Consider the following 14,272-nt stretch of genomic DNA (forward strand, 5'->3'; position numbering starts at 1 on the left):
GGGCTCTCCTTTTGTCCCTCGATACACTTCTACCTCTTCATCTATATGCGGCCAAGCCCCTAAACTTTCCAGTCGCCGTCGTTCGCCAATCTTCCGTGTAAGGCCGCGCGGGCTGTACGATCCGGTCGAAGAAGAGCGAAGCGGCGAACCGTACGGTCCTATACTCCGACCCGAACCGGTGTTCCGAAATGTGAAGAAACTGTAGAAATTCATTGTCGGATAAAGGATTTTGCGCTTTTATGTCGAACTTGTAAAGGCTGGCATCAAGTCCGCTTCTCGAGGCGGTCTACAGACTCGCAAATTTTTCAGGATGTGATATCGTGATCGAAATGCAGGACGTTTGGAAAACGTATCCTGACGGCAGCCATGCCTTGAAAGGCATCAGCGTCAAGGTCGACCAAAGCGATTTCCTTTATGTCGTTGGCCCTTCCGGCGCCGGCAAATCGACCTTTATGAAAATGATTTACAGAGAAGAGCGACCGACCAAAGGCACGATATTCGTCAACGGCTTCAATCTGGAGAAGCTCAAACAGCGCAAAATCCCGTTTGTCCGGCGCAATATCGGGGTCATTTTCCAAGACTTCCGGTTGCTCCCGAAGCTTACCGTATATGAGAACGTCGCCTTCGCCATGGAAGTGATCGAGGCGCCGAAGAAGCTCATCAAGAAGCGCACGCTCGAAGTGCTGGAGCTCGTGCGGCTCAAGGACAAAATCAATTCTCTGCCGACCCAGCTTTCCGGGGGCGAGCAGCAGCGGGTCGCTATTGCCCGGGCGATCGTGAACAGCCCTTCCGTCATCGTGGCGGACGAGCCGACGGGGAACCTTGATCCCGACACGTCGTGGGGCATTATGAAGCTGATGGAAGAAATTAACTTCCGCGGCACGACCATCATTATGGCAACGCACAATAAAGAAATCGTCAACACGATGCGCAAGCGGGTACTGGCCATCGAATCGGGCAGGCTTGTCCGGGATGAGGTAAGGGGTGACTACGGCTATGAGGATTAACACGGCCGTGCGGCATCTTCGCGAAGGCGGTAAAAACGTCGTTCGAAACGGCTGGATGTCCTTTGCCTCCATTAGTGCGATTGCGATTTCTTTGTTTATTTTGGGTGTCTTTTTGCTTCTGACGCTGAATGTCAATTACTTGACCCAGCAGATCGAACAGCAGGTCGAGATTCGCGTGTATCTTGAGGTAAAAACGCCGCAGGAACAGGTAACTTCATTGCAAAACGAAATTTCGGCCATCTCTAACGTTTCGAAGGTCAAGTTTGTTTCCAAAGAGGAAGGGCTTGAATACTTGCGCGGAAAGCTGGGAGACGGGAAGCAGCTGCTCGAAGGGTTCGAGGGCGAGAACAATCCGCTGAACGATTCCTTCACCGTCGAAGTGACCGATCCTCATGAGGTCGCAGCGGTGGCGAAGCAGATCGAGGGCTTGAACAACGATAAGCCGACGAAGCCGATTTACCGGGTCAGCTACGGGCAAGGGACAGTAGAGACGATGTTCAAAGTGACGTCGATCGTCCGCAACGTCGGGCTGGTCATTGTGGCCGGATTGGCGCTGACCGCGATGTTCCTGATTTCCAATACGATTAAAATTACGATCGTGGCGCGCCGCCGCGAGATTTCCATCATGAAGCTCGTCGGGGCGACCAACTCGTTTATCCGCTGGCCGTTCTTTATCGAAGGGGCGCTACTCGGCATTATCGGTTCGGCAATTCCCGTCGGCCTGCTGCTGTACGGGTATTGGGAAATGATGCGGGCGATCCAGCTTGACCTGAACCTGCTGCTCGTTCAATTGCTGCCCTTTGAAGCGATCAGCCTTAAGACGGCAGGGCTTCTGCTGGGCATCGGCATTATGATCGGCATTTGGGGAAGCACGCTGTCGGTCCGCAAGTTTCTGAAAGTGTAATAACCAACGATCAATCTCGGATGAATAGTCGGAGGAGGAACGGATGTTGAAGAAGTCTTGGGTGCCTCTTGTTGTCACGGCCGGTTTGGTGGGAACGCTTATCGCTCCGCAATACGGCTTTGCGCTGTCGGAGTCGCAGCGGATTCAGCAGGAAATCGATCAGATCAAAAAAACGAAATCCGCAACGCAGCAAAAAGCGAACGAGACGGAAAAGCAAATCAATCAGGTGCAGCAGGAAAAGCAGCAGACGTCGAACGATATTACCGCCATCCTCGGCCAAATCGACGCGACGAACAAGAAGCTCAACGTGCTGAACGACCAAGTATCAAGCGTCACGACCTCTTTGAAGGAGAACGCTCAGCAGCTGGAGGAAGCGGAAGCAAGAATCGTCTCCCGCGACCAGATGCTTAGATCCAGGCTGCGTCTGATGTATATGAACGGCGTCGTTTCCTACGCCGACGTGCTGCTTAGCTCCACCAGCTTCAGCGATTTCTTAGACCGGCTGCAGGCGCTTAAATCGATTGTCGGGCAGGACAAAGAAATTTTGGAAGCGAACAAGCGGGATAAGGCCGTGATCGCCGACAAGCGCGTGGTGATTGAAAAGCAGCTGGCGGAGGTAAAAACTTTATACGCCCAAGCGGCGACCATCAAAGCCGATCTTGTTGTGAAGGAAAAAGAAAAGGAAGTCAAAATCGCAAGCCTTTCCCAAAAGGAAAAGGAATTGGAAGATATCAGCGAAGAAGTGCAGCAGCAGCTCGTTCAAGTGGCGAAGCAGGAAGCGGATAAACAGCGCGCGTTTCAGCAGGCCAAAGCGGCGGAGAACGCCAAGAAGAGCAAGGCCGCGGCTGCTCCCTCTGCACCTGCATATACTTATGGCGGCGGTAAGTTTGGCTATCCGCTTCCGCGTGTCGTGCAGATGTCTTCGGACTTCGGCACCCGGACCGACCCGATTACCGGGCGGAAAGCAACGCACACCGGACTCGATCTGCCTTCCCCGAACGGAACGGACATTTTTGCGGCGGAGGACGGCGTCGTTATCGTCGCTTCCTGGTGGAGCGGATACGGCAACTGCGTGGTCATCGATCACGGCAAAGGCGTATGGACGCTGTACGGGCATATTCGCAACGACGGCATCGTTGTAGAGAAGGGGGATACCGTCAAGCGCGGTCAAAAGATTGCAGAAGTCGGTTCCACCGGCCGTTCGACCGGAAACCATCTGCATTTTGAAGTCCGCATCGACGGAGATCCGGTTGATCCGAAGCCGTATTTGAGATAATGCCGCTGTTCATATTTTTTCTTGGCTTGTCATAAACTAGAAAGACAAGTTAGTCAAGTAGCGGGAACAGCAAAGGCGGTGTGGGACCAGAAATGACATTTAAAGGACGTACCGTATTGGCGTTTGTCCTGTTGTCCATGTTTGCAAGCAGCATTATGACGCTGACGATCGTACATCCGTCGATTTTCGCCGCCGTGGGCTTGGAGAACTCGGCATCCGCCGACGTGAAATCGGGGCTGACCAGCAAGGACTACAAAAAATTGGCAACGACGTACCAATTGATCGAAGGCAAGTTTTTGAACGAGGTCGATCATGACAAAATCGTGAACGGCGCAGTCAACGGGATGCTGTCCACGCTCGACGATCCGTTTACGGTGTATATGGATCAGAAGGAGGCGCAGCAGTTCGACGAGAACATTTCCTCGTCGTTCCAAGGCATCGGCGCGGAGGTTACCTCCGAAGACGGCAAAGTGACCATCGTCTCTCCGATCAAAGGGTCGCCGGCAGAGAAGGCCGGACTTCACGCGCACGACATCATCGTCTCGATCAACGGAGAGAAGCTGGAAGGGCTGTCGCTCAACCAGGCGATTATGAAGATCCGCGGCCCCAAGGGCACGCAGGCTAAGATCGAAGTGCTGCGGTCCGGGGCACCGGAGCCGATCCAGATGATCGTCGTCCGCGATGACATCGATGTCGAGACCGTATACGGCGAGATGCTGCCCGGACAGATCGGCAAAATCGAAATCCGGCAGTTCGCCAGCAACACCTCCAAACGGTTCAAGGAAGAGCTGAAAGCGTTGGAGGACAAAGGGATGAAGGGACTCATTATCGACGTGCGCAACGATCCGGGCGGTCTGCTTTCCGCGGTCGTGGAAATTGTCGAGCCGTTCATACCGAAAGGCAAGGGAATCGTTCAGATCGAGGACCGCAAAGGCAAGCGGGAGGAGACGGCATCGCAGGGAACCGGCAAGCCGTACCCGGTGTCGGTGCTCATCAACAAGGGCAGCGCGAGCGCATCGGAGATACTGGCCGGGGCGCTGCACGACTCCGCAGGCAGCCAACTGATCGGGGAGAAGACGTTCGGCAAAGGCACGGTTCAGGTCACGTTCGAGAAAGAGATGGGCGACGGCAGCAACATTAAGATGACCGTTTACAAGTGGCTCACTCCAAACGGCACATGGATTCATAAAAAAGGCATCGAGCCGACAATGCCCGTCGAACAACCGGTTTACTTCAAAGTGGCGCCTCTGAGCAAAAAAGCGACGCTTAAGCCGGATACGAACAACGAGGACGTCAAAAATCTGCAGATCATGCTGCAGGGCCTCGGCCTCGGTCCGGATCGGCAGGACGGCTACTTCAGTGAAAAAACAGCGCTGGCCGTCAAAGCGTTCCAGCGTCTGAACGGTTTGCCGATCACCGGCGAGGTGGATACCGAGACGGCGAACAAGCTGGAGAAGGCGATTCTGACCGAGATCCGCGAACCGAAGAACGACTCGCAGCTTAAGGCAGCTGTCGAGTACATGCAAGGTGCCGTTAAGAAGTAGCGGCTTCCGGGATTTAGGGAAATTCAGCCGACGGCAGGAAAACGAAGCATCCGCGTCGAAATAACAACCTCTATCGGGGCGCCCGACTTAACGGCCTCGCTAGAGGTTTTCTTTTTAACTTATAAACATTGAAGTCTGGTGAATGACGAGCGGAGCAGCCGAAAGCGTTCTGTAGAAACGAAGTGTTCGCCTTTGTTTCCGGACTTCAACCTATAGAAGGTATAGATAATCTAGAAGTCCGGGAACAACAGCGATCCGAAGAGCGCTTTGGCGGCGCAGCGGTTTGTTATTCACCGGGCTTCAAAAAGGAGTCGGCCATGGACTTTGGTTTGGAACTGGCGCTCCGGGGACTCCGGGCGCTGTTGCAGCTGTTGACGCATCCTTTCTACTATGTAGGCATTTTACTCATCGTGCTGCAGTACCGCCGGCAGATTGCGTTCGAACGGAAGTTGTTCGCGACCAAGCTGCATTCGCTGCTGTCGGAAACGTGGCGAACCGTGCTATGGGGCTGGGTAGGCGGTCTTGCCGCTTCCGTCCTGATGGCGGGAATCGGGGCGTCCGTTCAGCCGGAGGCGGTCGTTCTGCTGTGGCTTGTTTCCCTGCTGCTCATTTTCGCGCGGCTGCGCTTTTTGTGCTGGGCTTATGCCGTAGGTGTCATCGGTGTGGCGCAGGCGGTTGTAAGGGCATTTCCCGCATTATACAACGGAGAGGCTGCGGCTTCCTGGACCTGGGTGACGGGACCGCTGCTGTCGTTGAATATGCCGTCCATGCTGGCGCTTGTGGCGGTTTTGCATCTGGTGGAAGCGCTGTTCGTACGCTTCCAAGGCACGCGGCTTGGCACGCCAATGTTTTACGAGAGCAAGCGGGGCAAAATTGTCGGCGGATATCAGCTGCAAGGCTACTGGCCGATGACGCTGTTTCTTCTGGTGCCGATGGCCGGGGGGACGGCACTGCCTTGGACGCCGCTGCTTGGCGGCGATTTGTGGCAGCACGGCTGGACGATCGTCGGCTTTCCCGTGATGATCGGTTTTACCGAGATGACGATGTCGCGGCTGCCTCAGGAGAAAGTGAAGCTCAGCTCGAACCTGCTGCTGCTCTATGCCGCTGCTCTGCTGCTATTTGCAGCCTTAGCCGCCTGGTGGCCGCCGTTTATGGCCGTGGCATCCGTGCTGTGTATCCTGATGCACGAAGCGATGATCGCCTACAGCCGGTGGGATGAAGCGAGACGCAGTCCATTGTATGTACACGGGAGTCGCGGGTTGAAAATATTGGGCGTTCTGCCGGGCAGTCCGGCGGACGAGCTTGGCCTTGCCGTCGGCGAGATCGTTCACAAAGTCAACGGGATTCCGGTCCGTACGAAGCAGGAGTTGCATCAGGCGATGCAGCAGAACTCGGCGTTTTGCAAGCTGGAAATTTTGAATTTGGCGGGCGAAAGCAAGTTTTTGAAGCGCGCGATTTTTTCGGGAGAACACTATCAGCTTGGCATCGTGCTGGCGCCAGATCAAGAGGCGCTCCATTATGCAGAGGTAAGGCAGCGGCCGATCTGGGCGTACTTCAGCCGCAAGCCGGTCGGACTGCTCAGCAATCGTTCGGGTTCCAAATCGGTATAAGCATAAAAACAAGCCGCTGGCGTGAGAGACATGATCACGCCAAGCGGCTTGTTTCAAATCAGCGTAAAATGCGGTAATAAGCAATAGAACGGTTTTAATTGCCGGATGGTGGAAGAGCGGACGCGGGCTTCTCCCGCAGTACGACAATTTCGACCCGGCGGTTTTTGGCGCGGTTCTCTGCGCTGTTGTTTTCCGCTACAGGCCTCGTATCCGCGTAGGCCGTCGAGACGAGCTTTTTCGGATCGAGCTGTGTTTCATAGAGGAAATACCGCAGTACCGAAAGCGAACGAGCCTGCGACAACCCCCAGTTGTCTTTGTAGAAAGAGCCTGTCACCAGCGGCAGGTCGTCCGTATGCCCTTCGATGCTGACCGTCGCGTCGAGCGTCGGGAACAAGCTCGCCAGCTTGGTTAAGACCGGAATCGCGGGCGGCTTCAAGTCCGCTTTGCCGAGATCGAACAGGAACAGATCGTTCAGCGTGACGGCTACCCCTCGCGGCGTATTGGCTGCAGACACTTGGGTTTGCAAGTTGTTTTCATCGATATAGGCCTGTACTTTTTTGAGCAGGTCTTCGAGTTGGCGTTCCTTTTTCTCCTGCTCTTCCCTTTCTTTCATCTCCCTGAGCTGCTGCTCGGTTTTCGTGCTGTCGTCTCCGCCCTTCGCCGGGTTGGCGGAACCGGAGATGCCCATGCCCTTCGGCATAATGGTATCGGCCTTCATGAATTCGAACTTCAGCGCTTGAGACAGTACCTCATATTTTTGCACGTCCACCTTGCTCATCGCATACATGATGACAAAAAAGATGAGCAGCAGCGTAATCAGGTCCGCATAGGTAACCATCCATCGCTCGTGGTTTTCGGGGGCTTCCTGCTTTTTATTCTTCCTCGCCACCAGCCTCACCTGCGCCTTCGACTTTTTTATTTTTATGTTCCTGATGGAGGAACGAGTTCAGTTTCTTTTTAATAAGCTGCGGGTTTTCCCCGGCTTGAAGCGCGAGGATGCCTTCCAGCATCAATTCCATCTCGGAAATTTGCTCTTTGCTGCGGATTTTGATTTTGCTTGCGATCGGCAGGTAAAGAACGTTCGCGGACGATACGCCGTACAGCGTTGCAGTAAACGCAACGGCAATGGCTGGCCCCAGACTTCCCGGATCGGACAAGTTGCCGAGTACGTGGATCAAGCCCATAACGGTACCGATGATCCCCATCGTCGGAGCATAGGCGCCGGCCGATTCGAACATTTTGGCGTAGCCTTCGTGATGGTGCTCAATGGCGTCCATCTCGAGTTCGAGAATTTGCCGGGTCAGCTCCGGATCGGTGCCGTCGACGACCATCATGAGGCCGTCCCGCAGGAACGGGTTGCCGTGCTCTTGCGCGCGCTGCTCCAAGGCAAGTACGCCCTCGCGTCTGGCGATCGTGGCCATCTCGACCAGCTCGTCGATGATCGCGGCGTGGTCGCGCTTCGGCTCTTTGAACGCCATTCCCAAAGCTTTGCCGATTTGCTTAAGCTGGGACATCGGGAAGCTGATCATGACCGCTCCGAACGTTCCGCCGAAAATAATGAGCATGGCACTGGGAACCACCAGCGCAGAAAGGTGACCGCCGTCCATCATATAGCCGCCGATCAGACCGCCAAGGCCTACGATAATACCTATTAATGTAGTCAAGTCCACTGTCGTTCCACCCCTAGATTTCTAAAATTAAAGTTGTGCTGCATCCATTTTCTTTTTTCTGCGTAAGCGGATCCTTGGAAAAACAGGAAATGGGATTCGTTTGCAACAGAAAGAGAAAAAGGGTATAATATATGGGAACAAATATTCCTATCAAAGGAAATCGTCGAACGGAGTCGAACGCGCGTCAACCGATGCTTAGTTATTTATCGGAATATGGCAGATAAAAGTTTAGAAGGAAAACAAAGTCTTTTTAATGAACGGGTGATCAGATGAGCAAAATGAATGAAGTCGTCTTCAGCGACAAGAAGTTCCAGCTCGAAGCGGAGTTTCAGCCGCAAGGGGATCAGCCGGCCGCAATTAAGCAGCTGGTGAACGGCGTACGGGAAGGGAAAAGACATCAGACGCTGCTTGGCGCAACGGGAACGGGGAAGACGTTTACGGCGGCCCATGTGATCGCCCAGTTGAACCGGCCGACGCTACTGATTGCGCATAACAAGACGCTAGCCGCGCAGCTGTGCAGCGAGCTGCAGGAGTTTTTCCCGAACAACGCCGTTTCCTATTTCGTCAGCTATTACGATTACTATCAGCCGGAGGCGTATATTCCGTCGTCGGATACGTATATTGAGAAGGATTCCAGCATTAACGAAGAAATCGACAAGCTCCGGCACTCGGCGACCAGCTCGCTCTTCGAGCGCCGTGACGTCATTATCGTGGCGAGCGTATCGTGCATCTACGGCCTCGGTTCTCCGATGGAGTACCGGGATCTCGTGCTGTCGCTGCGGGTCGGTATGGAGCGTTCTCGCAACGACATTTTGCATCGGCTCATCGACATTCAGTACCAGCGTAACGATATGAACTTCGTACGGGGCACGTTCCGCGTGCGCGGCGACGTTATCGAGATTTTTCCGGCTTCACGCGGCGAGCAAGCGATCCGTGTGGAGCTGTTTGGCGATGAAATCGAGCGGATCACGGAGATTAACGTGCTCACCGGCGAGATTATCGGCGAACGCGATCATATCGCCATCTTCCCGGCGTCCCACTTCGTGACGCACGAGGAAACGATGAAGCGGGCGCTCGTGGACATCGAGCGGGAGCTGGAGGAACGGCTCGAGCAACTGCGCGGAGAGGGCAAGCTGCTGGAAGCGCAGCGGTTGGAGCAGCGGACGCGCTACGACATCGAGATGATGCAGGAGATGGGCTTCTGCTCCGGGATCGAGAACTATTCGGGACCGTTGACGTTCCGCGAGCGCGGAGCGACTCCGTACACGCTGTTCGATTATTTTCCGGACGACATGCTCGTGATCGTGGACGAATCGCACGTGTCGCTGCCGCAGGTTCGCGCGATGTACAACGGCGACCGGGCGCGCAAGGAAGTGCTCGTCGATCACGGCTTCCGGCTGCCTTCGGCGCTGGATAACCGGCCGCTCCGTTTCGAAGAGTTCGAAGAGAAAGTGAACCAGATCATTTATGTCTCGGCGACGCCGGGACCATATGAGCTGGAGCATTGTCCGGAGATGGTGCAGCAGATCATTCGTCCGACCGGGCTCGTGGATCCGGTGATCGAGGTTCGACCGACTAAAGGTCAGATCGACGATCTGCTGGAAGAAATTCAAGACCGGATTAAGAAAGACGAACGGGTACTCGTTACGACGCTAACGAAGAAGATGGCCGAGGATTTGACCGATTACTTCAAGGAAATCGGCATTAAGGTCCGGTATTTGCATTCGGACATCAAGACGCTCGAGCGGATGCAGATTTTGCGTGAATTGCGGCTTGGCACATTCCACGTGCTCGTCGGCATCAACCTGTTGCGGGAAGGGCTGGACTTGCCCGAGGTGTCGCTTGTGGCGATTCTCGACGCCGACAAGGAAGGCTTCCTGCGTGCGGAGCGCTCCTTGATCCAGACGATCGGGCGGGCGGCGCGCAATGCGAACGGGCATGTTATCATGTATGGGGACAAAGTGACCGATTCGATGGACAAGGCGATTCAGGAAACAAGCCGCCGCCGGACGATTCAGCTCGCTTATAATGAGAAACACGGCATTACGCCGCAAACGATACAGAAGAAAGTGCGCGATGTGATTGAAGCCACCAAGGTGGCCGAGCAGAAGGCCGACTACTTGTCGGAAGTGAAGCAGGCGAAGATGTCCAAGAAAGACCGCATCTCGCTGATCGAACGGTTGGAGCAGGAAATGAAGGAAGCAGCCAAAAACCTGCAGTTTGAGCGTGCCGCGGAGCTCCGCGATGCCGTGCTTGAATTGAAGGCCGAGCTGTAGTCAAGGGAGGCTTTCGAAACGTGGCCAGAGACAACATTGTAATTAAAGGCGCCAGGGCGCACAACCTGAAAAATATTGACGTCGTCATTCCGCGGGATAAATTTGTTGTCCTGACCGGCCTGAGCGGCTCCGGTAAGTCGTCCTTGGCGTTCGATACCATCTATGCCGAAGGGCAAAGAAGATATGTCGAGTCGCTGTCCGCCTACGCGCGGCAGTTTCTCGGGCAGATGGACAAACCGGACGTCGACTCGATCGACGGATTGTCTCCGGCCATCTCCATCGACCAGAAGACGACGAGCCGCAACCCGCGTTCCACTGTAGGTACGGTGACGGAAATTTACGACTATCTGCGTCTGCTGTTCGCCCGGATCGGTCGTCCGCACTGTCCGGAGCATAAAATCGAGATTACCTCGCAAACCGTCGAACAGATGGTCGACCGGATCATGGAGTATCCGGAGCGCACCAAGCTGCAAATTTTGGCGCCGATCGTCTCGGGACGCAAGGGCGAGCATTCGAAGTTGCTGGCGGATATCCAGAAGCAAGGCTTCGTCCGCGTGCGCGTCAACGGCGAGCTTCGCGAGCTGTCGGAAACGATTGAGCTGGAGAAAAACAAAAAGCATACGATCGAAGTGGTCGTGGACCGGATCGTCGTGAAGGACGATGTCCAAACGCGTCTGGCTGACTCGCTGGAGACGGCTTTGAAGCTGGCGGAGGGGCGCGTCATCGTGGACGTGATCGATCAGGAAGAGCTGCTGTTCAGCCAAAATCTGGCCTGCCCTGAGTGCGGCTTTAGTATCGAAGAGCTGGCGCCGCGGATGTTCTCGTTCAACAGCCCGTTCGGCGCATGTCCAGACTGCGACGGCTTAGGGCAAAAGATGATCGTCGACCCGGACCTTCTCGTTCCGAATCCGAAGCTTTCCATCGAAGAGGGAGCGTTCGAGGCATGGGCCGGCAGCACGTCGAACTACTACCCGCAGTTCCTTGCGGCGGTGTGCGAGCACTACGGTATCCCGAAAAATGTGCCTGTTGGCGAGCTGACGAAAGAGCAAATGCAAAAGCTGTTGAACGGTACCGGCGGGGAGAAGGTGCGCTTCCGCTACGAGAACGACTTCGGACATAAGAAGGAAGCGATGGTTCCTTTCGAAGGCATCGTGAACAATCTCGAGCGCCGTTACCGGGAGACGTTCTCCGACGGCATCCGTGAGCATATCGAGACGTACATGAGCGCCAAGCCTTGCGGCAAGTGCAAGGGCGCTCGCCTGAAGCCGGAAACGCTGGCGGTAACCGTAGCGGAGAAAAATATCGCGCATGTCACCTCGCTGTCCATCGGGGAGGCGCAGCAATGGTTCGACTCGGTGAAGCTGACCGACCGCGAGACGCAGATTGCGCACCTGATCCTGAAGGAGATCAAAGAGCGTCTTGGCTTCCTCGTCAATGTCGGACTCGACTATTTGACGATGCACCGCGCGGCGGGCACGCTCTCCGGCGGCGAGGCGCAGCGGATTCGTCTGGCGACGCAAATCGGGTCGAGCCTGATGGGCGTTCTGTACATTCTGGACGAGCCGAGCATCGGCCTGCACCAGCGGGATAACGACCGGCTGATCCAGACGCTGGAGCATATGCGGAATCTGGGCAATACGCTGATTGTGGTCGAGCACGACGAAGATACGATGCTGGCTGCCGACTACATCATCGATATCGGACCGGGCGCAGGCATTCACGGCGGCCAGGTGATTGCCCAAGGCACGCCCGAGGAGATTATGCAGGACGAGCAATCGTTGACCGGGCAATATCTCAGCGGCCGCAAGTTTATTCCTGTCCCTGCCGAGCGGCGGAAGCCGAACGGCAAATGGCTGGAAATCCGCGGGGCCAAAGAAAACAACCTGCGCGGCGTCAATGTGAAGTTTCCGCTCGGTGTATTCGGCTGTGTGACCGGAGTTTCCGGCTCCGGCAAGAGTACGCTGATTAATGAAATTTTATATAAAACGTTGGCGAAAGAGTTGAACGGTGCCAAGGTTCGCCCAGGCGAGTACAAGGAGTTCAAAGGACTGGAGCATGTCGACAAGGTGATCGACATCGATCAATCGCCGATCGGGCGGACGCCTCGTTCGAACCCGGCTACGTACACCGGCGTATTTGACGATATCCGCGACGTCTTCTCGGCGACCAATGAAGCGAAGGTGCGCGGCTACAAGAAAGGCCGGTTCAGCTTTAACGTGAAGGGCGGACGCTGCGAGGCGTGTAAGGGCGACGGCATCATTAAGATCGAGATGCACTTCCTGCCGGACGTTTACGTGCCGTGCGAGGTATGCAAAGGCAAACGGTATAACCGCGAAACGTTGGAAGTGAAATATAAGGGCAAGAACATTTCCGACGTATTGGAAATGACGATCGAGGATGCGTGCGAGTTTTTCAAAAACATTCCGCGTATTCACCGGAAAATGCAGACTTTGATGGACGTCGGGCTCGGGTACATGAATTTGGGTCAGCCGGCGACGACGCTCTCCGGGGGAGAGGCGCAGCGCGTGAAGCTTGCGGCCGAGCTCTATCGCCGTAGCACGGGCAAGACGATCTACATTCTGGACGAGCCGACGACCGGATTGCATATCCATGATATCGACCGGCTGCTTAAGGTGTTGCACCGCTTGGTCGAGAACGGCGATTCCGTTCTTGTCATCGAGCACAACCTCGATGTGATCAAGACGGCCGATTATATCATCGATCTCGGACCGGAAGGCGGCAGCCGGGGCGGTACGATCGTCGCTTCCGGAACGCCGGAGGAAGTCGTGAAGGTAAGCGGCTCGTACACAGGCAAATACCTGAATCCGATCCTGGAACGCGACAAAGTACGCTCCGAAGATTACAATAAGCGGCTGAAAGAAATGGAAGATGCGGCTGTTTAATGTCGATAACCTATAGGGATAGAAAAAACGCTGCTTCAAGCCGGGAAACTGGTTTGAGAGCAGCGTTTTTTGCGGGTTGCGATATATAAAGTAGAGCTGCCGACACGGCCCATGAATTGATGAAACGATTCCTCCGGTCCGCGCTTATTCTTGGAGTACGGATCAGCTGCCTAAGCACTGGACCGACCTGATCATCCTTTATCCGGCCTTCCAGTGCTTGGTTGAATCGAGCCCCCAGCCTAAGTATGCCGCCTACAGCGATATCGAAGGCGTCGGCCTCTCATCCGGCGTCTTCACGAGTGCGCCTTGCAAGCCGTTTTCGCGATAGATGGTTGTTACGCCAATTGCAACTTTCAGCACTTCCTCCGGGCAGACGAACAGATCAAGCTGCTTTGCGAGGTGCGGTTTCGCCGACAAGCCGCCGACCCATACGTGGAAGCCGAGTACTTCCTCTCCCTCGAATCGTGTTCGCCGCGGGCGTGAAGGCCAGGTACTGATTTTCTGCATGGCCGGAGTTATAAATATTAGATGAAATGGACATTTTATATTTGCACGGAAGATTCGAGGAATCGCGGCTCATCAGGAAGAAATCGTTCGCCTGATTGACTTGCGCGCGGTCGTATCCATCAGCTCTCGTCAGGGTTGATGCCGGCGAGCGGATTGCCGACTACCGTACGCGGGCAGTCGTAAACGTTGAGACCGTCTTTTTCGTGCTTGACGAGTTCCATTTTAGAGCCCTGCCGCTTCCCGGCGAAAATGTTGACAAACTTGTTACATCTAGATAAATCGCTTGCACTTCCATGCTAGTCAAGATAAGATAGAAATTAAGTATTTTCGCATATTGAAGGAGGTCCCTCCATGTTTTTGGCTGAAGAAGCGGCAAAAAGCACGAGCACCTTTTCCGGTTTCGATATCTTCGTGGTCTTGTTCACGGTAGTTATTGCCATCGGCCTGATCCGGTTGCTCGGCGCTAAAAAGAAAAATCCGTTCGCCATTGGCTTTGGTCTAGTCAGCTTAGCCGTATTCGTAACCTTGAGCGCAGTTATGGTTATGGGCTGGATGGGCAAACTGTAAGCTGCTGC

10 protein-coding genes and 1 pseudogene are annotated in these 14,272 nt (G+C 55.0%); 8 read left to right on the top strand and 3 right to left on the bottom strand.

Annotation, left to right across the window (positions count from 1 at the left end):
• Positions 1-320 precede the first annotated feature (320 nt).
• The 5 genes from ftsE to ET33_RS15410 all read left to right on the top strand — a co-directional run bounded on the left by ftsE (position 321) and on the right by ET33_RS15410 (position 6,341).
• Complete coding sequence (gene ftsE / locus ET33_RS15390; protein WP_036683015.1) at positions 321-1,007, top strand: cell division ATP-binding protein FtsE; 687 nt, start codon at positions 321-323, stop codon at positions 1,005-1,007.
• A complete protein-coding gene (gene ftsX / locus ET33_RS15395; protein ID WP_036683018.1) occupies positions 997-1,911 on the top strand; it encodes a permease-like cell division protein FtsX in 915 nt (304 codons plus the stop codon). Before ftsE ends, ftsX begins: the two co-directional genes overlap by 11 nt.
• 43 nt (positions 1,912-1,954) lie before the next feature.
• Entirely contained in the window at positions 1,955-3,187 is a 1,233-nt protein-coding gene (locus ET33_RS15400; RefSeq protein ID WP_036683021.1) for a murein hydrolase activator EnvC family protein, read from the top strand.
• 92 nt (positions 3,188-3,279) lie between these two features.
• Complete coding sequence (locus ET33_RS15405) at positions 3,280-4,731, top strand: S41 family peptidase (RefSeq protein ID WP_036683024.1); 1,452 nt, start codon at positions 3,280-3,282, stop codon at positions 4,729-4,731.
• Between the two features lie 317 nt (positions 4,732-5,048).
• Positions 5,049-6,341, top strand: a complete 1,293-nt coding sequence (locus ET33_RS15410; RefSeq protein ID WP_036683027.1) for a PDZ domain-containing protein — start codon at positions 5,049-5,051, stop codon at positions 6,339-6,341.
• 94 nt (positions 6,342-6,435) lie between these two features.
• Here ET33_RS15410 and ET33_RS15415 read toward each other — a convergent pair whose 3' ends face one another.
• Positions 6,436-7,230, bottom strand: a complete 795-nt coding sequence (locus ET33_RS15415; protein WP_036683030.1) for a flagellar motor protein MotB — start codon at positions 7,228-7,230, stop codon at positions 6,436-6,438.
• Positions 7,214-8,011: a flagellar motor protein gene (locus ET33_RS15420; protein WP_036683032.1), complete on the bottom strand. Its 798-nt coding sequence runs from the start codon at positions 8,009-8,011 to the stop codon at positions 7,214-7,216. Before ET33_RS15420 ends, ET33_RS15415 begins: the two co-directional genes overlap by 17 nt.
• A gap of 278 nt (positions 8,012-8,289) precedes the next feature.
• Between ET33_RS15420 and uvrB the strand changes: the two genes are divergently transcribed.
• On the top strand, positions 8,290-10,287 hold the full coding sequence (gene uvrB / locus ET33_RS15425) for an excinuclease ABC subunit UvrB (protein ID WP_036683184.1): 1,998 nt from the start codon (positions 8,290-8,292) through the stop codon (positions 10,285-10,287).
• Between the two features lie 20 nt (positions 10,288-10,307).
• Positions 10,308-13,190, top strand: coding sequence for an excinuclease ABC subunit UvrA (gene uvrA / locus ET33_RS15430; RefSeq protein ID WP_036683034.1), 2,883 nt, complete (start codon positions 10,308-10,310; stop codon positions 13,188-13,190).
• 312 nt (positions 13,191-13,502) lie between these two features.
• Here uvrA and ET33_RS39480 read toward each other — a convergent pair.
• Positions 13,503-13,876, bottom strand: a pseudogene (locus tag ET33_RS39480) (nitrite/sulfite reductase); the annotation flags it as partial.
• 172 nt (positions 13,877-14,048) lie between these two features.
• On the opposite strand from ET33_RS39480, the gene ET33_RS15435 reads away from it, so the two are divergent.
• Positions 14,049-14,264 carry a hypothetical protein gene (locus ET33_RS15435; RefSeq protein WP_036683037.1) on the top strand — a complete coding sequence of 72 codons (216 nt, stop codon included), beginning with the start codon at positions 14,049-14,051 and terminating at the stop codon, positions 14,262-14,264.
• The last annotated feature ends 8 nt before the right edge of the window (positions 14,265-14,272 follow it).

Origin of the sequence: Paenibacillus tyrphae, assembly GCF_000722545.1 — a bacterium.
In the GTDB taxonomy this organism is placed as follows: Bacteria; Bacillota; Bacilli; order Paenibacillales; family NBRC-103111; genus Paenibacillus_G; species Paenibacillus_G tyrfis.

Excerpts from the sequence above, each read along its gene's own strand:
- ftsX (WP_036683018.1), top strand. The coding sequence starts at position 997 with ATGAGGATTAACACGGCCGTGCGGCATCTTCGCGAAGGCGGTAAAAAC.
- ET33_RS15400 (WP_036683021.1), top strand. The coding sequence starts at position 1,955 with ATGTTGAAGAAGTCTTGGGTGCCTCTTGTTGTCACGGCCGGTTTGGTG.
- ET33_RS15405 (WP_036683024.1), top strand. The coding sequence starts at position 3,280 with ATGACATTTAAAGGACGTACCGTATTGGCGTTTGTCCTGTTGTCCATG.
- ET33_RS15410 (WP_036683027.1), top strand. The coding sequence starts at position 5,049 with ATGGACTTTGGTTTGGAACTGGCGCTCCGGGGACTCCGGGCGCTGTTG.
- uvrB (WP_036683184.1), top strand. The coding sequence starts at position 8,290 with ATGAATGAAGTCGTCTTCAGCGACAAGAAGTTCCAGCTCGAAGCGGAG.
- ET33_RS15435 (WP_036683037.1), top strand. The coding sequence starts at position 14,049 with ATGTTTTTGGCTGAAGAAGCGGCAAAAAGCACGAGCACCTTTTCCGGT.